This is a genomic window from Bradyrhizobium sp. ERR14, from assembly GCF_014198235.1.
Lineage (GTDB): Bacteria > Pseudomonadota > Alphaproteobacteria > Rhizobiales > Xanthobacteraceae > Bradyrhizobium.
The window spans coordinates 1-23,157 of record NZ_JACIHD010000035.1 but is presented as its reverse complement, the minus strand read 5'-3'; the positions used below and the strand labels follow the sequence as shown (position 1 = coordinate 23,157).

21 protein-coding genes, 5 pseudogenes and 1 other annotated feature are annotated in these 23,157 nt (G+C 59.4%); of the genes and pseudogenes, 15 read left to right on the top strand and 11 right to left on the bottom strand.

Features of this window, described 5'->3' with window-relative positions:
• Genes trbF through GGD62_RS39065 form a run of 4 tightly spaced genes read left to right on the top strand, consistent with a single transcriptional unit; the run spans position 1 to position 3,219 of the window.
• Complete coding sequence (gene trbF, locus GGD62_RS39080; protein ID WP_183714383.1) at positions 1-690, top strand: conjugal transfer protein TrbF; 690 nt, start codon at positions 1-3, stop codon at positions 688-690.
• Positions 687-1,766, top strand: coding sequence for a P-type conjugative transfer protein TrbG (trbG, locus tag GGD62_RS39075; protein WP_183714381.1), 1,080 nt, complete (start codon positions 687-689; stop codon positions 1,764-1,766). Before trbF ends, trbG begins: the two co-directional genes overlap by 4 nt.
• Positions 1,757-2,965 carry a TrbI/VirB10 family protein gene (locus GGD62_RS39070; protein WP_183714379.1) on the top strand — a complete coding sequence of 403 codons (1,209 nt, stop codon included), beginning with the start codon at positions 1,757-1,759 and terminating at the stop codon, positions 2,963-2,965. Before trbG ends, GGD62_RS39070 begins: the two co-directional genes overlap by 10 nt.
• Entirely contained in the window at positions 2,962-3,219 is a 258-nt protein-coding gene (locus GGD62_RS39065; protein ID WP_183714376.1) for a DUF2274 domain-containing protein, read from the top strand. The genes GGD62_RS39070 and GGD62_RS39065 overlap by 4 nt, the downstream gene beginning before the upstream one ends.
• Here the strand turns inward: GGD62_RS39065 and GGD62_RS39060 are convergent.
• Positions 3,183-4,094 (bottom strand): LysR family transcriptional regulator, encoded by a 912-nt coding sequence (locus GGD62_RS39060; RefSeq protein ID WP_312014338.1) that lies wholly within the window; start codon positions 4,092-4,094, stop codon positions 3,183-3,185. The genes GGD62_RS39065 and GGD62_RS39060 overlap by 37 nt on opposite strands.
• 598 nt (positions 4,095-4,692) lie before the next feature.
• Positions 4,693-5,397 carry a GntR family transcriptional regulator gene (locus tag GGD62_RS39055; RefSeq protein WP_183714370.1) on the bottom strand — a complete coding sequence of 235 codons (705 nt, stop codon included), beginning with the start codon at positions 5,395-5,397 and terminating at the stop codon, positions 4,693-4,695.
• A gap of 128 nt (positions 5,398-5,525) precedes the next feature.
• Between GGD62_RS39055 and GGD62_RS39050 the strand changes: the two genes are divergently transcribed.
• From GGD62_RS39050 to GGD62_RS39040, 3 genes are all read left to right on the top strand, one after another.
• On the top strand, positions 5,526-6,695 hold the full coding sequence (locus GGD62_RS39050) for a mandelate racemase/muconate lactonizing enzyme family protein (RefSeq protein WP_183714368.1): 1,170 nt from the start codon (positions 5,526-5,528) through the stop codon (positions 6,693-6,695).
• Between the two features lie 263 nt (positions 6,696-6,958).
• Entirely contained in the window at positions 6,959-8,512 is a 1,554-nt protein-coding gene (locus GGD62_RS39045; RefSeq protein ID WP_183714366.1) for an ABC transporter substrate-binding protein, read from the top strand.
• A gap of 44 nt (positions 8,513-8,556) precedes the next feature.
• Positions 8,557-9,543 (top strand): ABC transporter permease, encoded by a 987-nt coding sequence (locus GGD62_RS39040; protein ID WP_183714419.1) that lies wholly within the window; start codon positions 8,557-8,559, stop codon positions 9,541-9,543.
• Here the strand turns inward: GGD62_RS39040 and GGD62_RS41790 are convergent.
• A complete protein-coding gene (locus GGD62_RS41790) occupies positions 9,540-9,770 on the bottom strand; it encodes a hypothetical protein (RefSeq protein WP_210318066.1) in 231 nt (76 codons plus the stop codon). The genes GGD62_RS39040 and GGD62_RS41790 overlap by 4 nt on opposite strands.
• Before the next feature lie 111 nt (positions 9,771-9,881).
• Here GGD62_RS41790 and GGD62_RS39035 point away from each other — a divergent pair, with 111 nt between their 5' ends.
• Genes GGD62_RS39035 through GGD62_RS39025 form a run of 3 tightly spaced genes read left to right on the top strand, consistent with a single transcriptional unit; the run spans position 9,882 to position 13,924 of the window.
• Positions 9,882-10,457 (top strand): ABC transporter permease, encoded by a 576-nt coding sequence (locus GGD62_RS39035; RefSeq protein ID WP_312014335.1) that lies wholly within the window; start codon positions 9,882-9,884, stop codon positions 10,455-10,457.
• Positions 10,454-12,286, top strand: a complete 1,833-nt coding sequence (locus tag GGD62_RS39030; protein ID WP_210318065.1) for an ABC transporter ATP-binding protein — start codon at positions 10,454-10,456, stop codon at positions 12,284-12,286. Before GGD62_RS39035 ends, GGD62_RS39030 begins: the two co-directional genes overlap by 4 nt.
• A gap of 54 nt (positions 12,287-12,340) precedes the next feature.
• The gene (locus GGD62_RS39025; protein WP_183714363.1) at positions 12,341-13,924 is read left to right on the top strand and encodes a GMC family oxidoreductase; all 1,584 of its coding nucleotides are present in this window, start codon (positions 12,341-12,343) and stop codon (positions 13,922-13,924) included.
• A 482-nt stretch (positions 13,925-14,406) separates the two neighbouring features.
• Here GGD62_RS39025 and GGD62_RS39020 read toward each other — a convergent pair whose 3' ends face one another.
• Positions 14,407-14,631, bottom strand: coding sequence for a helix-turn-helix domain-containing protein (locus tag GGD62_RS39020; protein WP_409333990.1), 225 nt, complete (start codon positions 14,629-14,631; stop codon positions 14,407-14,409).
• A 389-nt stretch (positions 14,632-15,020) separates the two neighbouring features.
• On the opposite strand from GGD62_RS39020, the gene GGD62_RS39015 reads away from it, so the two are divergent.
• Entirely contained in the window at positions 15,021-15,203 is a 183-nt protein-coding gene (locus tag GGD62_RS39015) for an ArdC-like ssDNA-binding domain-containing protein (RefSeq protein WP_409333989.1), read from the top strand.
• A gap of 85 nt (positions 15,204-15,288) precedes the next feature.
• Here the strand turns inward: GGD62_RS39015 and GGD62_RS41315 are convergent.
• The 5 genes and pseudogenes from GGD62_RS41315 to GGD62_RS38990 form a co-directional block, all read right to left on the bottom strand.
• Positions 15,289-15,833 (bottom strand): annotated as a pseudogene (locus tag GGD62_RS41315) (integrase core domain-containing protein); the annotation flags it as partial.
• 2 nt (positions 15,834-15,835) lie between these two features.
• Positions 15,836-16,165, bottom strand: a pseudogene (locus tag GGD62_RS39005) (transposase zinc-binding domain-containing protein); the annotation flags it as partial.
• Between the two features lie 127 nt (positions 16,166-16,292).
• Positions 16,293-17,792, bottom strand: a complete 1,500-nt coding sequence (locus GGD62_RS39000) for a phosphomannomutase/phosphoglucomutase (RefSeq protein ID WP_183714360.1) — start codon at positions 17,790-17,792, stop codon at positions 16,293-16,295.
• A 179-nt stretch (positions 17,793-17,971) separates the two neighbouring features.
• Complete coding sequence (locus GGD62_RS38995; RefSeq protein ID WP_246800502.1) at positions 17,972-18,181, bottom strand: helix-turn-helix transcriptional regulator; 210 nt, start codon at positions 18,179-18,181, stop codon at positions 17,972-17,974.
• A gap of 421 nt (positions 18,182-18,602) precedes the next feature.
• Positions 18,603-18,761 (bottom strand): hypothetical protein, encoded by a 159-nt coding sequence (locus GGD62_RS38990; RefSeq protein WP_183714357.1) that lies wholly within the window; start codon positions 18,759-18,761, stop codon positions 18,603-18,605.
• An 801-nt stretch (positions 18,762-19,562) separates the two neighbouring features.
• Between GGD62_RS38990 and GGD62_RS38985 the strand changes: the two are divergent.
• A pseudogene (locus GGD62_RS38985) lies at positions 19,563-19,747 on the top strand (ATP-binding protein); the annotation flags it as partial.
• A 181-nt stretch (positions 19,748-19,928) separates the two neighbouring features.
• Positions 19,929-20,399 carry a plasmid pRiA4b ORF-3 family protein gene (locus GGD62_RS38980; protein ID WP_312014337.1) on the top strand — a complete coding sequence of 157 codons (471 nt, stop codon included), beginning with the start codon at positions 19,929-19,931 and terminating at the stop codon, positions 20,397-20,399.
• Here GGD62_RS38980 and GGD62_RS38975 read toward each other — a convergent pair.
• The gene (locus tag GGD62_RS38975) at positions 20,380-20,610 is read right to left on the bottom strand and encodes a hypothetical protein (RefSeq protein ID WP_183714354.1); all 231 of its coding nucleotides are present in this window, start codon (positions 20,608-20,610) and stop codon (positions 20,380-20,382) included. The two genes, GGD62_RS38980 and GGD62_RS38975, sit on opposite strands and share 20 nt — an antisense overlap.
• A 300-nt stretch (positions 20,611-20,910) precedes the next feature.
• Between GGD62_RS38975 and GGD62_RS38970 the strand changes: the two are divergent.
• Positions 20,911-21,099: pseudogene (locus tag GGD62_RS38970) on the top strand (transposase domain-containing protein); the annotation flags it as partial.
• A gap of 332 nt (positions 21,100-21,431) precedes the next feature.
• On the opposite strand, the gene GGD62_RS38965 reads toward GGD62_RS38970, so the two are convergent.
• Positions 21,432-22,172, bottom strand: coding sequence for a glycosyl hydrolase (locus GGD62_RS38965; protein WP_183714351.1), 741 nt, complete (start codon positions 22,170-22,172; stop codon positions 21,432-21,434).
• A gap of 114 nt (positions 22,173-22,286) precedes the next feature.
• Between GGD62_RS38965 and GGD62_RS38960 the strand changes: the two are divergent.
• Positions 22,287-23,157, top strand: a pseudogene (locus GGD62_RS38960) (IS3 family transposase); the annotation flags it as partial.
• Positions 22,571-22,687 (top strand) — a sequence feature (AL1L pseudoknot). Its footprint overlaps the pseudogene before it by 117 nt.

Sequence of the window (23,157 nt, the reverse complement as noted above, 5' to 3'; positions counted from 1 at the left end):
ATGTCAGTCTTTCGGCGATCGTCGGTCCGTTATGGTCGCACGCCCGAACCCGAAACCCCATATCAGCGCGCCGCGCAGGTTTGGGACGATCGCATCGGCTCCGCGCGCGTGCAAGCGAAGAACTGGCGGCTGATGGCCTTCGGCTCGCTGATGCTCGCTTGCGGCCTCGCCGGTGGGCTCGTCTGGGAATCCACCCATGGCACCGTCGTTCCCTGGGTGGTGCAGGTCGACAAGCTCGGCGAGGCACAAGCCGTAACGCCGGCTGTAGCCGACTACAGGCCGAGCGATCCGCAGATTGCCTGGTATCTCGCCCACTTCGTCGTGATGGTGCGCTCGCTTCCGGCCGATCCGATCATCGTGCGGGAGAATTGGCTGAAGGCGTATGATTTTACGACCACGGCGGGCGCGATGGCGCTGAACGATTACGCGCGCGCCAATGATCCCTTCGCCAGCCTCGGCAAGCAGCAGGTCGCAATCGACGTCTCCAGCGTCATTCGCGCTTCGCCCGACAGTTTTCGCGTTGCCTGGGTGGAGCACCGCTATCAGGACGGAGCGCTCGCTGGGACCACACGTTGGACCGCGATCCTCACCATCGCAATTCAGCCACCCACCGATGCCGATCGGCTGCGCAAGAATCCGCTCGGCATCTACGTCAACGCCATCAACTGGTCAAAGGAGCTGGGACAATGACCCCGCCGTTTTCCTCAACTGCCGGCGGTCCGGCTTCGCATCTCTCCCTCGTTCAGCAAAACCGGAAAGACGGCGATACGTACTTTCGTAAATCCGCACTTGCAGCTTTGCTGATGTCCGTCGCGACGCTCGGCGGCTGTGCACATAATTTCATCCCGCCCGACATCAACTACGACACCGCAGAGCCGGCAACGCTCACCGCCGATCCGCCGTCGCCCGTCAAGATCGTGGAATTGCCAAAGCCTCTTCCGCTGCCCGGGCAGTTGAAACCGCTCACTGCGGCCAAGCGCGTCCCGGAGGCCGCTGATCCCAGGCTTCGCGTCAAACAGGCCAACGCTGCGGCACGGGTACAGCCAATGCGCACTGGTTTTATCAATGCGGTCCAAGTCTATCCTTTCTCCGGCGGAGCCCTCTATCAGGTCTATACGGCGCCCGGCCAGATCACCGACGTCGCCCTGCAGGAGGGCGAGCAGCTCGTCGGCTCCGGACCGGTCGCCGCCGGCGACACCGTGCGCTGGATCATCGGCGATACCGAGAGCGGGGCGGGCGCGACCAGGAAGATCCATATCCTGATCAAGCCGACGCGGCCGGAATTGGTCACCAATCTCGTGATCAACACCGACCGGCGGACTTATCTCCTCGAGCTGCGCTCGACGGAGAAGACCTACATGGCCTCGGTCTCCTGGCAGTATCCCGAGGACCAACTGATTGCACTTCGGCGGCAGAATGCAGCGGCTGAGACCGCAGCCCCCATTGCGGCCGGCGTCGATCTCGCCGCGATCAACTTCCGCTACGCGATCGAGGGCGATGATCCGGCCTGGCGTCCGCTGCGCGCCTTCGATGACGGCAACAAGGTCTATATCGAATTCCCCAGCGGGATCGTTCAGGGCGAAATGCCGCCGCTGTTCGTCATTGGGCCGGCCGGCGGCTCCGAGCTGGTCAACTATCGCGCGAACCGCAACTACTACATCGTCGATCGCCTGTTCGCCGCCGCCGAACTACGACTTGGCGACAAGGACAGCGAGCGGCGCGTGCGGATAGTTCGCACTGATGGAAGGCCACGCGCATGGCGATAGGTGGTGAAGACGAACGTCAAAGCGACATCCCACCCGTCGCGCCGCCGGATCTTCGGCTCCGCGGCGAGCGGCCACCTGTCACACGCCTCTCGCGCAAGATCCTGATCGGTCTCGGCGCGGTGTCGGCCCTCGCTGTCGCGGGAGCGCTCGGCTACGCCCTTCAGACCCGCAATAAGGCGCAGACCGGCCAGGAGTTGCTCAGCACCCAGAATAGCCCTTCGGCCGAGGGTCTCGCTGCGTTACCGAAGGATTATACCGGCCTGCCACGTCAAGCGCCGCCGCTCGGACCGCCGCTGCCCGGCGATCTCGGCAAGCCGATCCTCAACGCAGGCGCTGCGCCAAACACCGTGATCTCCGCAACGACACCTGATCCGGAGGCCCAGCACATAGCGCAGGAGATCGAAGCCGCACGCGTCAGCCGACTCTTCGCCCAGACGGTTCAGCAGCCGCAGAGCGTCGGCCAAATCATTCCGAATAGCTCGACCGCGTCTGCGTCGTCCCCGACCGTGACGCCACCCGTCGACGCCGGATCTGCCCAGAACATGCAGGACCGCAAGACGGCCTTCCTCAATGCGTCGACGGATAAGCGAACGGTCAGTCCGGACCGGCTCGAGGCCAAAGTCTCTCCTTATGTCATACAGGCGGGCACCGTGATTCCGGCAGCGCTCATCACGGGCATCCACTCCGATCTGCCCGGCCAAGTCACCGCCGCGGTCACGGAGGCGGTCTACGACAGTCCTTCCGGCAAATATCTTCTGGTGCCGCAGGGTGCGAAGCTGATCGGCCAATACGATAGCTCCGTCGCGTTCGGCCAGAGCCGCATCCTCCTGGTCTGGACCCGCATCATCATGCCTGACGGTAACTCGATCGTGCTGGAGCGCCAGCCCGGCGCCGACACCGGTGGTTATGCCGGGCTCGAGGACGAGGTCGACAACCATTGGGGCATGCTGTTCAAGGCCGCCGTTCTCTCGACCATGCTCAGCGTCGGAGCCGAGGCGGGCACGAGCCAGAACGAGAACAGTCTCGTTCAAGCGATCCGCAGCGGAGCATCCAACAGCATCAGCCAGACCGGCCAGCAGATCGTGCAGCGCCAGCTCAACATCCAGCCGACGTTGACGATCCGGCCTGGTTTCCCGGTCCGCGTGATCGTAACGCGCGATTTGGTATTGGCGCCCTACGGCAAGAGAGGAACACCATGACGAAGCTCAAGCTTGGGCCGCTCGAAGACGATAAGCCGGTAAAGCTCACGATCGAGCTGCCGGCGGTGGTCTTCAGGGATCTCAAAATCTACGCCGAGATTCTGATGCGTAGCGGAGGCGGGACGACGCCGATCGAGCCTGCCAAACTGATCGCGCCGATGATCGAGCGGTTCATGACGACCGACCGAGCCTTTGCGAAGGCGCGGCGTAATGCTGCTCAACCCTCGCCCGGGTCGGCGGAAAGATCTGGATAGCGTTCACGAATCAAGTCGAGAAACGGACGTACTAATGGATTACCGTTGGACTGCCGCCAATAGACGCGGAAGCTCAGCCGCGTCGGCCCCTCGGCATCATGCACTTCCCGGAAGGTGACACCGGGATAAGTCGCGCCAGTCGCACTTTCCAGGGCGAGGAGAATACCGAAGTCCATGCCCACCAGGGAGAGAAGACGGTCGAGCCCCACGTCATGGCGAAGCAGCTTGCAAGGATCGGAAGAACCTAATTTGCTGATGAGAAGCTTGAGGAGTTCCGGTCCGGGGCCACGCTGTGACATCAAAAGCGGTTCGCGCCGCAGTTCGCCCCAGTGAACTACGTCATGACTTGCCAGAGGATGTTTCGCAGGGAGGGCAGCAACAACACGTTCGCTCCAGAGCACCAATGACTTGCCGCTCCAATTCGGGTTGGGATCCGCCACCACAGCGAAATCGATGGCTGAGCTGGCGAGGTCCGAAATCAGATGCTCGCTCGCTCCGTCGACAAACTGTCTATCGACATCGGGAAAGCGGTGCCGGTGCTCAAGGAGGGTGGCTCGGAGATTGCCTGCTGACAGGGAGGTGTGGATCCCGATGGTCAACCGACCACTCTCGCGACGCGAGCGGGTCTTGAGGCGAGCGGCCATTGCTTCAGCTTCGCCTACGATGCGCCGGGCATCCTCGAGAAATTCTCGACCTTCCATCGTTGGTCGCGTACCTCCGTTGGTGCGCTCGAATAGTTTGCTGCCCAACGTGTGTTCGATACTTCGTAGACAGCGACTAAGCGTCGACTGCTTGATTCTAAGCGTCTCTGCCGCTTGACGGATGCTTCGATGCTGGGACGCAGCGATCGCCCAGCGTAGATCTCGAAATTCCACAGCCACGCTCGAAGCCCTATGGTGAGTTGTGGGACCAAGTGTTTTCTTGCCCCTCCATAAATTGTGTTGCGGCAGCTTCTCCGACTTCGGCCGGCATACGTATTTCAACACCGAGGTTATTTCAAGCGTTAGGTGCGTGAGGGAAAAAGACAACTAGAGGCTACTCACCGTCTGACAAATTCCGCTCTCTCTCTCTCTCTCTCTCTCTCTCTCTCTCTCTCTCTCTCTCTCTCTTCCGCTATTGCGTCCGTTGTCAGAGGACAACCAAAGAGAACAGTGCGCAGGTGGCTGAAGGACGCGATCCCGCGGCTTTCAATCGTACGCTCGGCAGATTTTGAGCCGATCAGCAAGGGCCCGTTTATCGCCTGGCCGATCGTTCCGGCAACGTTCGGCATGGAGACTGGGTTGGTAACCGATACTAACGGGAGGGGTCCTCGATTCTGAACGCATGGCATCTGCAACCTGGAAGGCAACGCGTTGTTGCTGTGTTGCCGGTCCTCCAGCACGGCTGCCCCTCGAGCCTGCGGCGAATGTCACGAAGATCGGGCCCAGCCGGCTGCGCGAATTTTGCGGTCGCTGACTCGCATGCCTTCCCTCCCTAGAGCTTACGCGAAGCCGCTTTGCTGGTCTGTTTGGCTTCTGTCTCCTGAAGGTGCCGTATCAGAAGCTCGCCTGAGGTCTTGTTGTGCTCGCGTGCGTAACGTTCGGAGGCGGCCGCATCGCCCCTGAGCAGCGCGTTGACCATTTTCTCGTGGTTCGCGATGACCATGTCGGGCCGTTCAAGGATTGCGTTTGAAGAGGCCATGTACATGCGAACCTGATGTTCGACCAATCCGTAATGATCTGCGAGGCGGTTGTGTCCCGAAAGGATAACGATCGCCTTGTGAAGCGCGAGGTCACTATCGTTGATCCGCTTCTGGTTACGGCTTTTTGCGGCGGCCTTCATGTCATCGTAAGCCGCCTCGATCGGTTGCCTCCGACTCGGGTTGGCGGCAGCGAGCTGCGCGGCGAGGCCCTCCAGGCTGGATCGAAGTGTGTACAGCTCCCATGCATCCCTGGATGTCAAGCTCGCGACTTCCCAGCCTGAGTAAGGCTTCTGCTTCACGAGGCCCTCGCTCATGAGCCGCTGCAGGGCCGCTCGTATTGTGCCGCGCGACACGTTGAGCCCCGTGGAGAGTTCGGTTTCTGTCAGTCGCTTTCCTGGCGCCAACGCGCCACTCGTGATCGCCTGGCGGACAACATCGGCGGCCGCACGGTCCAAACTGCGCTTCTCGACTAATCCCGAGATGATCTCAGCAGCCATTTTTCCTCCAACCGCGTTTGCGCGGAATGTTCGTTCTGGGTCCCGGCAGATATTGGCGAACATTCGCCATTGACACCAGAGAATTCGTGCTGTTTGTTAATTGTCAACAATCAGCAACTGGGCCGTGCGTGAGTATTTCCGAAAACAAGGATCGCGTTCGCCTCGCTGGTCTGCAGGGCCTCTCGCCGTCAGCCGCATCTCACAAGATCGTAAAGGCGGATGCGATCCTGTTATCGATTCCGTTCGAATCCGGCGGAGTCCCACCTTGGAGCTTCGGCGGAGCGCCGAAACTGCAGTTCGACACGTTGTTGGTGAGGCTGGAAACCGAGCAGGGCATCGTGGGCTGGGGCGAAGCCTTCTCGCGGTGCGAGGACAAGTCGCTGAAGTCGATGATCGAGACGCGCGTGTTACCGCTCGTGATCGGCCGCAACGCCCGGGAAATCGGCAAAATCAAATATGACCTGGAATTCCAGCTACAGAATTTCGGCCGCGTGGGCCCTATCGTCTATGGCGTCTCGGCGGTCGACATCGCCCTGTGGGACATCCTCGGCAAGATTTCCGGACTGCCGCTCACCGCATTGTTAGGCGGTGCATTCGACAGCGAAGTCGAGGTCTATGCCAGCCTGATGCGCTATGGCAACTGCGACGATGTCGTCAGGGCCACCCGCCAGGCAATTGAGCGCGGATATCGCTACATCAAGCTGCACGAGATCACGGAAAACGAAATCCGCGCAGCGGTCGAGGCTGCGGGGTCGCAGGCCGCCGTCATGCTGGATACCAATTGTCCATGGCCGGTCGCGGAGGCGCTCAAATACGATCGGCTTCTCGAGCCTCTCAATCTGTACTGGCTGGAGGAGCCGGTCTGGCCCCCGGAAAACTATGCTGGGCTGGCACGCATTCGTTCAACCGGCCGGCATCACATCGCAGCCGGCGAAAATGCCGGCAGCCTGCATGACTTTGCTGCGATGATCGCCGCAGGGGCCATCGACATTGCGCAGCCTGATGTCGCCAAAGCCGGCGGCATTTCCGAGCTCTTGAAGATCGCCGCGCTCTGTCAAGCTGAAGCGATCGAATTCGTTCCGCATTGTGCAATCTTCGGCCCCGGCCAGGTCGCGACAATGCACCTCAATGCGGCGCAGCGATCGGTACCGATGCTCGAACGGCTCTATTGCGATTTCGAGGCCGAGATCTACGGCGGTGCTACGCTTCCGGTCAATGGGAAGGTTGCCGTGCCGACAGGGCCGGGGCTTGGCCTTGACCCTGATCCAGGCGTGATCAACCACTACCGAGTTGCCTGAGAACGGAGGCGTTGTGACATGGGCCATAGGTACATTCGTCCCAACGGCCTCTTCCGCGGACTATCACCGGGCCCCGCCGCTGCGCGCAAGTGCTCTCTTCGTGAAGGCGCGAAGGTTTGCGCGCACCAGCTTGATCATCTCGCCGGTGAGATGACGGAGATCAGCATCGCGCTGGAAAGCGTGGCACCTGGACCAATTTATGTGAACAGAGCGCTCATTAAGCGCGCTGTTTGGGCGTCTAACGCAAGAAGAGGGGACTCGAAATGGTAACACGGAGAGAGTTGCTTGCAGGAGCCGGAGCAGTTGCCGTGGCTGGCGGAGCGGGTCTCAAGCCGCTCCCGGCGAAGGCAGCGCAAACTAAAACCGTCGTGCTGGCGTCGATGGGCCCGGTCACCGGAAACTGGGATCCGACCTCTCACACGACCCTGGGGCAGTTGAAGTTCGAAAAGTTCGTCTTCAATCATCTGACGCGCTGCGAAATGCGGGAAGGCAAGTCTGAAGAGCTGACCCCGGACCTCGCCACCAGTTGGAAGCTGATTGATGCACACACTCTGGAGTTCAAGCTTCGGGACGGCGTCAAATTCCACGACGGCAAGGAGTTCGGTGCCGAAGACGTCAAGGCGACCATGGAATATGCCTCCAATCCAGCGCGCCCTGCATCCGCCCTTTATCCGGGCCGCGTTGATGTCGAAGTCGTCGACAATCTGACGGTTCGGTTGAAGACTGAAAAACACGGCTACCCCGCGTCTGCCTTCTGGTTCATTTCGAGCTTCCTTCCAATCCTGTCAGCGAAGGATGTTGCCGATCCCGCACTCCTTCAAAAGCGTCCGATCGGCACGAACGCGTTCAAATATGCGGGAACGCACGGAGACAGGAACAACCTCGAAGCAAATGATGAATTCTACGGTGGACGCCCCAAGATCGATCGGATCGTCTATGCTTACGTTCCGGACGCCAACACGCGCGTGCTGGGTCTGCTGAATGGCGAATATCACATTGCCGAACGACTCGAGCCCGAGCAATATGCCTCGCTGTCAAGCAACCCGAAAGTCACCACGCTTAAGGCGCTGACGACCGAGAACAAATATTTGCACTTCCGGTGCAACAAGCCTCCCTTCAACGACGCCCGCATTCGTCGCGCAGTCTGCCACGCGATCGACCGTGATCAAATCCTGTCCCTGATGGGTGAGGCCGCCACACCGTCAAACTGCTATATTTCGCCAACGAAGTTCGGCTTCACGGATATTCCTAATTATCCAAAGTTCGATCCGGATGCCTGCCAGAGGCTTCTCGCCGAGGCGGGGTTTCCCAAAGGGAAGGGGCTGCCGCAACTCGAATATATCACCTCGATCGGATTTTACCCGAAGACGAAAGAGTATGGCGAGCTGATCACAGCGATGCTTGCCGAACAGGGGATTGATGTTCGCCTGACCGTCCTTGAACCGGCCGCGTGGGAGCAGGCGATTTATCGCCGCGCTGACGGCCAAGGTCAGGGCCACATGTGCGACGTCGGCTGGATGACGGGATCGCCGGAGCCGGACCTCGTGCTCCGACCGAACTGGCATTCAAGCGCCGCGCTGATCACCGGGATCAACGATGGGGAAATTGATGCGGTGCTGGACAAGGAACGCGGCGCCACGACCCCCGAGGAGCGCCTCAGGGTCTTCAAGAATGAGACGTTTCCCACGCTCGCAAGCAAGGTTCCGAGCTTCTCGCTCTTTTCTGCCGTGACGTTCCATGGCGCGGCCAAGAATCTGACCGGGGCATACTATTTTCCCAACGGGCCGATTGATCTGAGCAAGGCGGACCTGAGCTAAGGGGCCGCCGCAACACCCGTTGGCAGAAGGCAGGAGCCGGTATGCTGTTTGCGCTCGACTTCTTCATTCGGCGCATTGCCCAGGGGCTGATATTGGTCGTCCTCGTGGCGATGCTAATCTTTACGCTATTGCGCGTCGTTCCCGGCGACCCTGTGCGTATGATGCTGGGGCCGATGGTATCAGCAGCTGTTGCAGAGCAGACCGCAAAAGATATGGGCCTGAGGGATCCAATCCCGGTTCAGTTCGGCCGCTATGCCGCGCAAATCGTAACAGGGGATTTCGGGAGCTCCTTCGTCAGAAGCGCACAAGGGGGTAGCACTGGCGGCTCGCGAGGCAGCTCGACTTTCGATGCCGCCAACCGTGCATCGGTGTCGGGCCTCATCACAACCAGCCTGCCCTACAGCCTGCTCCTTGCTGGCCTTGCATTCCTGTTTGCCTTGGCAAGCGCGCTCCCGATCGGCATAGCCGCGGGGTTGAGATCAGGACGATGGCCTGATCGGCTTGCACTGCATGTGGCTTCCGTCCTGGTCTCACTCCCCAACGTATGGTTAGCCCTCGTTCTCATCTTTCTAGTCTCTGCGAAGGCCGGATGGCTGCCGGCAATCGGCTATCAGGGGCCGAGCTACGCAATCTTGCCCGCCATTGTTCTCGCGATCGAGCTTGCTCCGACCCTCATCCGGTCCATCTCGGTCTCGGTGAGCGGAAATCTTGTCGAGCCATATGTGTCCCAGGGCGAAATTCGCGGTCTCTCGCGCGGTCGAATGATCGTCGCGCACGTACTGCGCAATTCGAGCATTCCCGTCTTCAATGTGCTCGGGATACAAGCGATTGGGGTCTTGCTTGGTGGCCTGTTCGTCGTGGAATACGTCTTCAACTATCCCGGCGTCGGCCTTCTGATGATCAACGCCGTCTTCCAAAGGGATTTCCCTGTGATCCAGGCCATCGCGATCCTCTCGTGTGCGACTTTGGTGTTGGTCAATATTCTCGTCGACTTTACAGCCATGGCAATTGACAGGAGGCTACAATACTAGCGTCGCCGGAACTTGCGTCCAAGACCGATAGCCCGGCGGCAACACGAGGTCGCGGCATCGCGGCCAGCATCTTCGCCCAGGCATGGCGGACAAATGAATTCAAGATTGGATTTGCGCTGTTTTGCCTGCTGATCATCCTTTCCGTCCTCGGTCCCTACGTTCTCGATCTGTCGCCGACCCAATTCAATGTCAGCAAGAAATTCCTGCCACCGGCGCTGCTGGATCATTCGAGCTGGCCTTACCTGTTTGGCACCGACCAACTCGGTCGTGATCTGTTTACGCGCTCGCTCATCGGTCTTCGCAATGCCCTGCTGATCGGAATAGCGAGCGTTGCGGGAATGTTCACCCTGGGCTCGGCCATCGGCATGATCTCAGGTTATTTCGGCGGATGGGTCGGCTTGCTCTTGATGCGGATCACAGACGCGCAGATGTCGATTCCCGCGATCATTCTGGCGATCACAATCCTCGGCGTTTCACGCCCGACCCCGCTGGCCATCATTCTTGTTTTGATTCTAGCCGGCTGGCCCGCGTATTCCCGCGTGGCGCGCAGTGTGACCCTGTCCGAGCGCCGCAAAGAGTATGTTCGAGCGATAAAGATTCTTGGCGCCTCAGACGCGCGAGTCCTACTCGTTCATATCGCACCCAATATCTTGCCTCCGATCGCCTTCGTCGCAATCCTGGACATTGCGCGCATGATGATTTTCGAGGCTGTGCTGGGCTTTATCGGGATCGGCATCCAACCACCCACCCCGACATTCGGCACCATCATCGCCGATGGCACGAAGTACATTTTGAATGCCTGGTGGATCACCACGGTGCCGGGCCTCCTGCTCGCGATCACACTCGGTTGCATCAACATCATGGGAGGAGCTCTCGAGCGGTCTCGCAACAAGATCTTGCTGGGATTCGGATGATATCGCCGGTCAACATTCTTGATGTGCGCAATCTGACCGTAACCCTCGATCTCGGGTCGCGCGGAACGCGCGCCGTGCTCACCGATGTCAACCTGAGTATCGATGAAAACGAAGTCCTCGGCATTATCGGTGAGAGCGGCTCGGGAAAGACGGTGCTGTCGCGCGCGCTTGTCAGGTGGGTCACCAGTCCGCTCAAAATCGAAACGGGCGTTATCGCCTATCGTGGCAATGATCTTCTGAAACTACCCCGGACACAAATGCAAGCGCTCCGCGGGCGCAAGATCGCCTACATAGGTTCCGATCCCGGCAATGCTCTCGATCCAACCCTTCCGGTTGGTCGGCAAATTGTCGAAAAACTTAGATCCATCGAGCCTGGTATCTCCAATGGCGAAGCAGAGGGACGTGTCATACGCCTGCTCGATGCCGTAAAGATGCCGGGTGCGAAACAGCGATTTGAGGAATTTCCGTTCCAGTTCAGCGGCGGAATGATGCAGCGCGCCCTGATCGTGGATGCGCTCGTGACGAACCCGGACCTTCTGGTCGCTGACAACATAACGCAACCTCTTGACGTTACCGTCGCTGCTCAAATCCTCCGGCTCCTGCGCGAGTTGCAGCGGGATTTCAAAACGGCGGTCCTGTTCGTTTCTTCTTCTTTCGGGGTCATCAACGAAATCGCGCACCGAGTTCTTGTTCTCGCAGGCGGCCGCGTCGTCGAGACTCAAAGCGTTCAGCAATTGCTCGCGGCTCCGCAACATGCCTATACCAAGCAGCTGATAGCTGACATCCCCCGCATATGGCAGAGCTCGACTGAGACCGTAGCAGATGAGCCGTCACCTGCCGCCAAGGACGTCATTCTGTCGGTGCGGAACGTCAGCCGGAGTTATCCGACGAGGGATAGAAACAAGCTCTTTGCAAACCAGTTCGTGCACGCGGTGCGGGACGCTTCGTTCGATGTCCGACGGGGTGACAATTTGGCCATCGTCGGCGAGTCGGGATGCGGGAAATCAACGCTTTCGCGTCTCCTGAGCCGTCTGGAGGTCCCGGATTCAGGACAGATATTGTTCATGGGCGAAGATATCGCGCCTATGAAAGCCAAGCGCCTATTGACCCTTCGCAGGAAATTCCAGCTTCTCCTGCAGGATCCGTTTAGCTCCATTCCGCCTCATCTTTCGATCGGGCGAACCATAGCCGAACCCCTCTACGTCCATGGAGGGATGTCGCGTTCCGAAATCCGCGATCGCGTCGCGGCGACCATGCAGGAAGTTGGACTGTCTCTCGACTTGTTCGGCAAACTTCCGGTCGGATTGAGCGCCGGGCAGCGTCAACGTGTGAGTATCGCCCGGGCCATCGTCCTCGATCCCGAATTACTCATTCTTGATGAGACGCTATCGGCGCTCGACCCGGTCGAACAGCGCAAGCTTCTCGCGCTTTTTCAGCGGCTTCAGGATCAACGCGGAATGACCTACATATACATTTCACACGACTTGGGAATGGTGCGGCGAGCCTGCAATCGCATCGCCGTGATGTATCTCGGGCGCGTGGTAGAGCTGGCTGACAATCGAACCACATTCATCAAGCCGAGACATCCCTATACCCGCGCGCTCTTGAGCGCGGTACCGGCGGTTGAGGAGCGTCCATTCAAGGCTGAGACCTACCTCTTGGAAGGTGAGCCGCCCAACCCAATCAACATCTCAGCAGGCTGCAGTTTTAGGCGCCGCTGCCCGTTCGCGCTCGACAAGTGCGCCTTTGATGATCCGCCACTCGCGGCACGCGGACGGGATGAATCGGCGGCTTGCCATCTGACAGAATTAGATCCGCACCATCAATGACTTTGCAGGACTGCCCGACCATCCAATGGTGCTCCTATTTGGAGAGTGAACAGCATGGAGTTTGACTACATTGTCGTAGGATCCGGGAGCGCGGGATGCCCTCTGGCGGCGCGCTTGGTCGAGCGAAAACAATCGGTCCTATTGCTGGAGGCCGGGAAGAAGGAGCGTTTCAATCTGTCTCATGTTCCGGGCGCCCTCGTCTATACGATCGGGAATAGACGGTACGACTGGGCTTACAAGACGGAGCCAGATCCGAGCAGGGGCGGTGTGGTCGAGGACTGGCCCCGTGGCAAGGTGCCGGGAGGTTCATCCGCCATAAATGGGATGATCTTCATCCGCGGCGCTGCGCGGGACTATGACGCTTGGGAGGCGCTGGGCAACAGAGGATGGGGATGGAAAGACGTGTTGCCGTACTTCCGAAAAATGGAGACGGCCGATGAGGACAGAGACAATCATTTTCGCGGAGGGCTCGGACCTCAGCGTGTCTCAGCTTTACGTTGGCGTCACCCCATCTCTCAAAAGGTTATCGACAGCTTTCAAGCCACTGGCATTCCCTTCAATGAGGATTTGAACGGTGCCTCGCACGAGGGAGTTGCCTGGAACCAAGGATCGACTCGCGACGGGCGTCGGCTTTCGGCCTTCGAGGCTTTCGTAAGGCCAAAGCTGTCAGCAACTCACCTGAAGTTCTTGGATGACACGATCGTTCGCCGCATTCTGTTTGACAAGACGCGCGCGACGGGCGTTGCCGCCACGCATCGCGGACAACACATCGATTTCATCGCAAGAAAGGGTGTTATTCTTTCGGCTGGCTCCATCAATTCCCCGCACTTATTGATGCTTTCGGGCATAGGTGATCCGGCTCACCTCAAGAAGCATGGCATCGTGCCGCGCGTCGAAAGTCCTGAGGTGGGACGGAATTTAATGGAACACCCGGGACTGTATGTCCTTGCTGAACTCGATATCGAAACCGCTAATGGACTATCGCATCCCATAAAGCGCGCACTAGCCTTGACGGAGTGGGCCTTTAGAAGGTCAGGGTTCCTGAGTGTGCCTACGGCGCAAGTCCTGGCGTTTCTAAGATCGAGTCCTGAGCTCGCTGAGCCAGACCTTCAATTTCATCTCTTCCCGTTCGGTTTGACTAAAGCTGATGGAAAACTGAAAGTCCCGAAAGCTAACCTGGTAACCATCCTGGTGAACATCAATCACCCGAAAAGCACCGGCCATCTTGAACTCAAATCGAACGATCCTCTCGCTCCAATTGCCATCTTTCCCCGCTTGCTCGATCATCGGGATGACTTTGAGGGAGTTATGCGCGGGCTAGACTGGGTCCGGAAGATCTGCTCTATGCCCCCATTCGGCTCTCATGTCCTGAAGTTTTGCGAAGCGCCAGCATCGGGGGCTGGGCGGGAAGCTGACGAAGCCTACATTCGCAAAGCAACTGTCCCCTTCTTTCATCCGGTCGGGACTTGCCGCATGGGAGCAGACGATCGAGCGGTTCTCAGCCCTTCTCTTAAGGTGAGGGGCACCGAAAACTTGTGGGTCGCGGACGCCTCCATCTTTCCTCGTCATATCGCTGGGAATACCAACGCGACTTCTATAATGATCGGAGAGAGGGCAGCAGATCTCATCCATCCGTAAGTCGTTATTCCGTAAATCCAAATTGGAGAAAGTCCGTGGCGCGCTTCTGCGGTGCTAGGATAGGAAGGAGGGAACAGGCACGCATGCATTCGACATCTGTCGTGCGCACTCAGAGAAATCGCATGCCCACAATAGTGCTGTGTCGCGCGCCATGGAAAACTGCCCCTTCATATTGCCTCAGATGACAATGTTACCGAAGCGCACCCTAGTGTCTCCTGAATCAGCTGCCGCGAGTCCGAGCAGGCCGCTCGCGAAGCGCGCCCTCCAGGGCGCCGTAGCGGGCGAGCGGCTTGCTGTCATTCGGCGAAAGAACCTGTCGGGATTAGAGACCAAAGTATATTCGTGCATGTCGTTATGGCTTCGTGCTATGCCTTCGACGAGACGTGCCTCATGGGAGAACATTGTGGGCGTTGCATAATCCTGCCGACCGGCGTCGCGTTATCGAGATGGCTTGTCTTGCTCTCCCGTCGCCGTATGAATGGCTACCCCTTCTTGCGAAGCAGACGCGGCCGCTTAGGCCGGTGGGGCGAAGTCTTGAGAATGCTCGCACAGCTCGACGGCTCAACAAAGAGATCGGACGGATGAACGCCGAGCGCTTCGGAAATGCGATCGAGAACATCAATCGTCGGATTTTTCGATTGGCGCTCAAGACCGGCCAAGTAGGAACGGTCGATCCCAGCCGTGCGAGCCAATCGTTCCTGCGACATACCACGTTTGAGGCGGATCCGACGGACGTTCCAGGCCAGTAGCGCACGAGGCTTCATGTGTCGAAGCATGCCATTCCCTCGATCGGTTAAAACACTGGCTATCGCCTACCATTTAGATGCAAGTCCGCGTTCTCGCCGCAGAGTGCCGACGGAAAGACGGCTACTTATGAAGGATAAGTGCGATATTCCGAACCGAGAAACTGGTCGAGGGGCCTGCGGCCCCGGCCCGTCACGGCCAAAAAGCACAGGCCTTGTAGTCCCCCGGACCAAGCGTCCGGGGTCCGGCCCGCACCACCCCGTGCTTTTTAGTCCTGACTGCCAACCCACACTCATTGCCGCGTGGCTAGTCGGTTGCATGCGCAACCCTCAAGCCATAAAAGGCAACGACAATGAAAGCAGACATCTGTCAAAGCATCACCGACCAAATCGTCCGCGAGCTCGAAGACGGCGTGCGACCCTGGATCAAGCCTTGGAATGCCGGTAATGGCAGCGGGCGTATCGCGCGGCCCCAGCGCGCACTGAATCCAATGTCGAGACTGGCGAAGATGAAACGCGGTCCATTCCGTTCATGAAGGGTTACAGTGTTTTCAATGTCGAGCAGATTGAAGGCCTGCCCGAACATCTCTAAACGAAACCAGCTGACCTGAGCCCCAAAGGTCATCCAGCGATGGGCGGAATCCTTTGGTCATTTGAGCCTGTGTGGCTTGGTGATGCAACGGGACGGGGCGCGGAGCCCTCGACACAGCGCAGCGTCCCGTCCCATTGCATGTCGGACGCTGTTAGCCTGGCGTAAGTTGATGGCGGCAGGTTGCCGATCCCGCTGTGCGGACGAACGGTGTTGTAATCGTCCTGCCATTCGGCGAGCAGCTCCCGAGCATGATCGAGTGACGAGAACAACGTCTCGTTCAACAGCTCGTCGCGCAGTCGTCCATTGAAGCTTTCCACGAGGCATTCTGCTGCGGCTTGCCCGGCGCGATGTAGTGCCACTCGATCCGGGTGAGCTGCGACCAACGCAGGATAGCCATGCTGGTGAGCTCGGTCCCGTTGTCGCTGACGATCATCGTTGGGCGGCCTCGTCGGGCGATCGCGGCATCGAGCTCACGACCCACCCGGATCCCCGACAACGATGTGTCGGCCACCAATGCGATGCATTCCCGGGTGAAGTCATCAACGACAGCCGGGATACGGAAGCGTCGGCTGTCAAGGCAATCGCGGCGATCTCGTCGGGAACGGTGAAGACGACGTGGAAATACTGCGTATCGATAAGCTCCTCCCGCCGAGCCTCGATCCATTCCGCTCGGGCGAGCCACTGGCACTTGGGGCAACTGCGGGAACGGCAGCTGTTGTAAGCGATCCGTCGTTCACCACAGCGGTCGCACTGCCCGACATGGCCTCCGGGCGCTGAAGTTCGGCAGCGCTCGATTGCAGTCATAGCTGCGCGTCGTTCAGTCGATAGCGAAGCCCAGTGCTGCTCTTGCCAGGCAGCACCGTAGCGACGGAATATATCCGCGACCTCCGGACCTGAGCGGCCCATGAGGCTGGAAGTGCAGAGATTTCTGGCCACGGTAGGGGCAGCTTAGGACAGCTTTGGCGCGCTGAAGAAGCAGCTTTTTCTCCGGAGGCGTAGATATAAGCCGACGGACCTACGGGGGAAGACGTCATCAAATCGTCTGATTGTACGCGCCGACTTCGGGATGCGTGCGCAGCACGCTGTTCACCATCTCGAACATGTCGTGCATGCGCTGCTCGGAGACCGGGCTTTCGACCACGACGACGAGCTCGGGCTTGTTGGAGGACGCGCGCACCAGGCCCCAGCTGCCGTCCTCGACCGTGACGCGTACGCCGTTGACGGTGACGAGATCGCGGATCGACTGGCCGCCGATCTTGGCGCCCTTGGCCTGCAAACCTTCAAAATGCTTCACCGCCTGGTCGATGACGCCGTACTTGGTCTCATCGGCGCAATGCGGCGACATGGTCGGCGACGACCAGGTTTTCGGCAGCGCGTTCTTCAGGTCCGCCATCGACTTGCCCGGCGCGCGGTCGAGCATGTCGCAGATCGCGATCGCCGACACCAGGCCGTCGTCATAGCCGCGGCCATACGGCTTGTTGAAGAAGAAGTGGCCGGACTTCTCGAAGCCTGCGAGCGCACCGGTCTCGTTGGTGCGGCGCTTCATGTAGGAATGGCCGGTCTTCCAATAGGCGACCTTGGCGCCCTGCTTCTGCAGGACGGGGTCGGTGACGAACAGGCCGGTCGACTTCACGTCGACGATGAACTGCGCATCCTTGTGGATCGTTGACATGTCGCGCGCCAGCATCACGCCGACCTTGTCGGCAAAGATCTCCTCGCCGGTGTTGTCGACGACGCCGCAGCGGTCGCCGTCGCCGTCGAAGCCCAGGCCGACATCGGCCTTGTGGTGCAGCACCGCATCGCGAATCGCGTGCAGCATCTCCATGTCTTCCGGATTCGGATTGTACTTCGGGAAGGTGTGGTCGAGCTCGGTATCGAGCTGGATCACCTCGCAGCCGATCGCTTCCAGCACCTGCGGCGCGAACGCGCCGGCCGTGCCGTTTCCGCAGGCCGCGACGACCTTGAGCTTGCGCTTGAGCTTCGGACGGCTGGTGAGGTCGGCGATGTAGCGCGCCGGGTAACTCTCGTGGAACTGGTAGGAGCTGCCGGCCTTGTTCTTGAACTCGGCGTTGAGCACGATCTCCTTCAGCCGCGTCATCTCGTCGGGGCCGAAGGTCAGCGGACGGTTGGCGCCCATCTTCACGCCGGTCCAGCCATTGTCGTTGTGCGAGGCGGTCACCATCGCGCAGCAGGGCACGTCGAGATCGAACTGCGCGAAATAGGCCATCGGCGTCACCGCAAGGCCGATGTCGTGCACCTTGCAGCCCGCAGCCATCAGGCCGGAGATCAGCGCGTATTTGATCGAGGCCGAATAGCCACGGAAGTCGTGGCCGATGACGATCTCCTGCTTCACCCCGAGCTCGGCGATCAGCACGCCCAGCCCCATGCCGAGCGCCTGCACACCCATCAGGTTGATCTCCTTTTGGAACAACCAGCGCGCGTCGTATTCGCGAAAGCCCGTAGGCTTCACCATCGGCTCGGATTCGAAGGCGTAGGTGTTGGGCAGCAATACGGATTTCGGCTTCGGGAACATTGAGACGGTCTCGTTAAAGGCCACGAATTGCCATGGGCGACTGCGAGTGCTCTGGCCGAGGGCTCGTCAGCATCAAGTAATAAACTGAAAGCTTCATCACCCCAGTCCGCGGCTTTCCATGTTCGAAAACCTGGAAACAGATGATCCATACAGCGGACTAGAGCGCAGCGGCGGAAGAGTTAAGCTGGCCAGGGCTGTAGCAATCGAGACAACAGAGAGACCAGCTCAGCCTGCCGCCTGGTCCCTGTTCGCAAAAAGACCGCCTTGAGATGGTTGCGCGCGGTTCCGGACGAAATGTTCATATCAAGGGCGATTTCTTCCAGAGACTTTCCCGCCACCAACAGCGATGCGAGTCGAGCCTGAGCGGGCGTCAATCCAAAAATCTCCATCACGGAACGCTGGGAGACCCGGGGTATCTCGTTCAGATCGGTCAGGATCGTTCGTGGGGAGATAGTTCGATGACGACGAGGCCGCTTCTACAATCAGTATGAATCGCTGGTTCTATCGCTGTGCAAATGGCTGTTGGAGCAGGACGTTAACTTCCGCTACAGCGGTCGAAGTCACGCGCGCTTCATTCGTGTTTCCAGAATGGCAGAAGTCGATCGAAGCAACGCGATGGCAAGGAAGTCCAAATCCCGGAACCGGCGTTCTTGCGCAATGCTGGCGGCGGATTATTCAGTCTGCCAGATTCCGGTAGGTGCCCCGATGGCAATTTTGCGGCGATAGTATTCGCGAGCCGAGGGGAAACAGATCGCTGATCGCCGGTGGGACGCGAACGGCAGGCCGCCACAATGGTGCTATCGCGCTCAATCAGCGATTGGTCGGAGAGGCAGGGCGCAGCAGTACGTGCGAGATCGCTTGCATGGCGGCGATTTTGTTCTTCAAGGGGGCGATTTGGGCGGCCGAGAGTGTGTGGTGGATTTTACGAAGATAGATGCGCAGGGATGGGGCCATGCGGTTATTGATCATGCTTGAGGTTCCGAGGCTATATTTCGCGGAGAGTCTGAAATGGCATGTCGCAAAGCCGTGTAGGGCTAAGCAGCACCTGGGGTAAAAAGCAGGTGGATCGAACTAGGACGTCTCGATAGACCTCGACTATGCGACCTCAACCAGGCGATCTCGTAGAGAGGATCGCGTTTCAGTCGAAACGGCACTGTCAAATGCGGTGCCGGTGCTGATGCGCGGGCTCAGAGATCTGGAAGTGATGCGCGATGAGTCGCTGCAGTCGCTTACAACGCAAGCTGTGAAAGCTGCCCGAGAGAGGCTGCAGCGCCAGGGAGACTGGACTGCCGCTCATTGAGGAGCAGCCGCAAAAGGACGGTGTTAGGTGGTCGTTTATCGTCGACGACGAGATCAATCCGGTCGACCGCAGTCTCGGGTCGCTAAGGTCGTACGTCGGACTTCATTCAGTATTGGCCGGTTAATGACGCGCCTGTTCGCACCCCGGCACTACAGTACGGGCATTCGGATGTGAAGTATCCTCTTTTGCCTCTCTTGGTCCAGGACATGACTCTGGCACGCTGGTTGCTTAATGACGGCCCTCGCTAAACAGCCAAGCCGCTTCTTAGCGCAAGCTCGTGCGGGCGCACGTTTTTTCGGGTGCGAGCCTAGTGTCGCGTTTCGTGGAGGCATGACATGTTCGTGTATGCCGGAGTGCCTTCGCTGTCGCCTGTCGAGCAGCGTTTTCACTGTCTGCTTCGCTGCCGCGATTGCAGCTCTCCGGCATCCGCGATTTGGCTCGACAGCCTGCTCGGCGAGGTGGCGGTTGCCACCGCGATCCTCGACCGCTCCTGCACCACAGCCACGTGCTGACGATCCGCGGCGACAGCTACCGGCTCCGCGCCAAACGGAAGAGCGGCGTCATCAAGCCGCCGACCGCCGGTTACGGCCCTCCGGTCGGCTCGGCCTCCCTCCGTCCCGTCACCGGCGGAAGCAGCCGTCAAACGACATCATGAACCCGATGGTGGGGACAGTTCTTATGACGCAAAGGGAGGGAGTTCCGGATGGCGTTTGACGCCCAGTCTATCAAAGATCGGAATGACAATCGGAGGCGCCTGGGCATAGGGCCGCGCAGCCGCGTTTGTCGGGACGAGCAGCCTCCTCTTCGATTTCCTAGCTGGCGAAGGGCGCTGGGGCATCCCTGATCCCGACGGTGAATTTGGCCCCCAGCCGATCGATGCCCGCGAGGCGCGGCTCTCCGATATCATTCACGAGACAGGCGCCAAGTCGATCCATTATCTCTATGACCTCGGCGACAGCTGGGACCATGTGATCGCGCTTGAAGAATGGTTCGACAACACGACGATAGAGGGGCTTCCCCTCCTGCTCGAGGCCGCCGGTCGTTGTCCTCCGGAGGACGTCGGCGGTACGCCAGGCTATGCCGACTACCTCGATGCCATCGGCGACCCTACTCATCCAGAACATGAAAATATGCGCCTCTGGGGCCCGAGATCCCGACGTCGTCGACCGGAAGACGCTCGGGGCCGCCGTCAACGCATTATCCGGAATTTGGTAGCCGCGGCGTCGCGCCACGCGGCTCAAATAGACGTCAAGCGTCAATCAAAAGGGCCGCAGAGCTACGCTTACTTCAGATCAACAAAAGGCTAAAGACCGCTGCAGGTGCGTGATAGGGGGCCCGGCAGTTGATGGCGATGCTGTTCTCGCTCGCCAACTGCACGAAGTTTGCCGCAGGTCCGCGCTCCGATCCTCCACCACGCACCTCAGGCAACGTGGCTTGCAATGTAAGCGTAACGCCGAGGCCCTTCAGATTGTCTGTGCGCAGCCTTGGGTGCACCGTTAGAAGAATCATCTTCGGCAAGGGTGCTCAAAATGGACGACCATTCGGACGACATAAGACGACCGTTGACGCAGCGTATAGAAGTGCCTGCTGGCGCAGGCCGGAAGCAGCTGGCCGCATGATTTGAAGGCACAGATTGTCGCGGAAAGCCTCGAGCCAGGTGCGGTTGTAACAGATATCGCACAGCTGCCGGTCGCAGCAGGTGCACGACTGGCGGTGCCGGGCGCGTTCAGGTCAACTGGTGCTGCCTTCGGCGGATACACTATCTCATTCGTGCCTTTGGTGTCGGAAACGTCGCTGCCGGCGGCTGCCGCGCCCTCCGGATCGCCGGAGGCTGCCGCTGTTACGGTTGAGCTCCTGGGGGCACGGGTGAAAATGAATGGCGTCGATCCACAGGCCTGGCTCACGGATATCCTTTCCCGCATCGCCGCCCACCCAGCTCACCGGCTGGACGAGCTTCTGCCCTGGAATTGGACGCCGGCATCAGCGTTCTCCGCTCGAGCGGCATGACGTACCGGGCCACGCGTGCACGACTTCCGTCATCACTTCGCCATCCGGACGCTGCTCAACTGGTATCGCGAAGGCAAGAACGGCCCTTGAGATAGATGTCCTCATGCTTGAGCAGACCAGGTCAGCAACCTGACGCTACACGCTGCAACGAACTGAGCGAAGCTGCGAATCATTCGAGGCGAGCCTTGCGGCGCGAAGGGCCGCTCTCCATCATGAGCCGCGGCCGATCTTCCTCGGGCCCACACGCCCGCCTGACTCGTTTCAGTACGAACTCATCATACAGCGTGCGGCATCCAGGGCTGAGGATCACCCCATCGAAGGTCCCACGGTAGTCACTTCGAGATCACAGACCAATGGTTGACGTCGAAGTGTTGCCCCCCTGGGGACGAGGTTATCTCAACGCCGTATTGAACGCTGCCGACGACTATGTCGCTGAAATATCCTTTTGACCTTGTCCATTGCAGGATACTCTTGATATCCACGGTCTCGCTGTTGGACTTGGAAGTGCGCAGAAACGAGATGACCTTGTGATTGTTCCAGCCTTCAAAAACGTTCCAAGTGGCTCCCCCCACCATCACGCCTGTGTAGACTGGGATCGCGGCGGTTCCTGAAGAATTATACTTGTAAGAAATGGGCTTAACGTCACCGCTTCCGTCGGCATTCCCAGTGTAATTGGTCCAAAGCATTATCTCATAGGCATTTGAGCTATCCCAGATATCGTAGGCGAAGTTCCAGCGGCCGCTGGCTGGAACGCTCTGATGATAGCTTGAGCTCAGGTGGTTGATCGCGCTCAGCGGTTTTTCAACATTGAAAGCTCCGTGGGGATAGCTCTTGATGCCGCCAGTATCAGGTTGGTTCGACCACACGCTCCATTGGTTGACCGAATGCACAGAGATCGTCTGAGGCCCAGCACCTTGACCATAAACGTCGTTGTTCCAGGAATAGCCATCAAGGGAAAACGTACCGTAATGATCGCTCGAACTCCAGATCGGCGCTTTTGCGGATGCTGGGAATAGCGCAATCAATATCGCAAAAGGCAGCGCAAGTACGTTAAGCTTGGACAACTCGAACATTCTAATCTCCACGAGAGGCCGCCAGCGAACCAGCAGTAAGCAAAAGTGAGGCCAGTCCGAGAACTGAACCGCCCCGGGTTTGCCGGAGGCTCCAACTCCTGAGAGGATGGAGCCATGACAAGCAAGACGACGAACAAGTTTTCACCTGAAGTCCGCGATCGAGCGGTTCGGCTGGTTCTGGATCACGCCGGCGAGCACCCGTCGCGGTGGGCGGCAGTGACCTCGATCGCGACCAAGATCGGCTGCACCCCGCAGACGCTGCATGACTGGGTCAAGAAGGCCGAGGTCGACAGCGGGCAGCGGGCCGGCGTTCCAACCGAGATGGCCGAGAGGCTGAAGGCCCTGGAACGGGAGAACCGTGAGCTCCGGCAAGCCAACGAGATCTTGCGCAAGGCGAGCGCATATTTTGCGATGGCGGAGCTCGACCGCCGGTCCAAGCCATGATCGCCTTCATTGACGAGCATCGTGGGGCGCATGGGGTCGAGCCGATCTGCAAGGTCTTGCCGATCGCCCCCTCGACCTACCATGCCCATGTGGCCAAACGGCGCGATCCCGCCAAGCTGTCGGCGCGTGCCCGGCAGGACGGGGCGCTGAAGATCGAGGTTCGACGCGTCTTCGATCAGAACTTCTCCGTCTATGGCGTGCGCAAGGTCTGGCGACAGCTCAAGCGCGAAGGCTTCGATGTTGCCCGTTGCACAGTGTCGCGACTGATGCGGGACATGGGTTTGCAAGGGGTGATCCGCGGCAAACCCGTCAGGACCACGATCAGCGACAAGGCCACGCCATGCCCGCTGGATCACGTCAACCGCCAGTTCAAGGCGTCGAGGCCGAACGTCCTTTGGCTCTCCGACTTCACTTATGTCGCGACTTGGACCGGCTTCGTCTACGTTGCCTTCGTCATCGACGCCTATGCCCGCAGGATCGTGGGCTGGCGGGCCTCGCGCACGGCGCACGCCGGTTTCGTGCTCGATGCGTTGGAGCAGGC

Coding starts and splice junctions, on each gene's coding strand:
- GGD62_RS39045 (WP_183714366.1), top strand. CDS start 6,959: ATGGTAACACGGAGAGAGTTGCTTGCAGGAGCCGGAGCAGTTGCCGTG.
- GGD62_RS39030 (WP_210318065.1), top strand. CDS start 10,454: ATGATATCGCCGGTCAACATTCTTGATGTGCGCAATCTGACCGTAACC.
- GGD62_RS39025 (WP_183714363.1), top strand. CDS start 12,341: ATGGAGTTTGACTACATTGTCGTAGGATCCGGGAGCGCGGGATGCCCT.
- GGD62_RS39055 (WP_183714370.1), bottom strand. CDS start 5,397: ATGGCTGCTGAGATCATCTCGGGATTAGTCGAGAAGCGCAGTTTGGAC.
- GGD62_RS39020 (WP_409333990.1), bottom strand. CDS start 14,631: ATGTCGCAGGAACGATTGGCTCGCACGGCTGGGATCGACCGTTCCTAC.
- GGD62_RS39015 (WP_409333989.1), top strand. CDS start 15,021: ATGAAAGCAGACATCTGTCAAAGCATCACCGACCAAATCGTCCGCGAG.
- GGD62_RS38995 (WP_246800502.1), bottom strand. CDS start 18,181: ATGGAGATTTTTGGATTGACGCCCGCTCAGGCTCGACTCGCATCGCTG.
- trbG (WP_183714381.1), top strand. CDS start 687: ATGACCCCGCCGTTTTCCTCAACTGCCGGCGGTCCGGCTTCGCATCTC.
- GGD62_RS41790 (WP_210318066.1), bottom strand. CDS start 9,770: ATGATCCAGCAGCGCCGGTGGCAGGAATTTCTTGCTGACATTGAATTG.
- GGD62_RS39000 (WP_183714360.1), bottom strand. CDS start 17,792: ATGTTCCCGAAGCCGAAATCCGTATTGCTGCCCAACACCTACGCCTTC.
- trbF (WP_183714383.1), top strand. CDS start 1: ATGTCAGTCTTTCGGCGATCGTCGGTCCGTTATGGTCGCACGCCCGAA.
- GGD62_RS38965 (WP_183714351.1), bottom strand. CDS start 22,172: ATGTTCGAGTTGTCCAAGCTTAACGTACTTGCGCTGCCTTTTGCGATA.
- GGD62_RS39035 (WP_312014335.1), top strand. CDS start 9,882: ATGTTCACCCTGGGCTCGGCCATCGGCATGATCTCAGGTTATTTCGGC.
- GGD62_RS38990 (WP_183714357.1), bottom strand. CDS start 18,761: ATGATCAATAACCGCATGGCCCCATCCCTGCGCATCTATCTTCGTAAA.
- GGD62_RS39065 (WP_183714376.1), top strand. CDS start 2,962: ATGACGAAGCTCAAGCTTGGGCCGCTCGAAGACGATAAGCCGGTAAAG.
- GGD62_RS39070 (WP_183714379.1), top strand. CDS start 1,757: ATGGCGATAGGTGGTGAAGACGAACGTCAAAGCGACATCCCACCCGTC.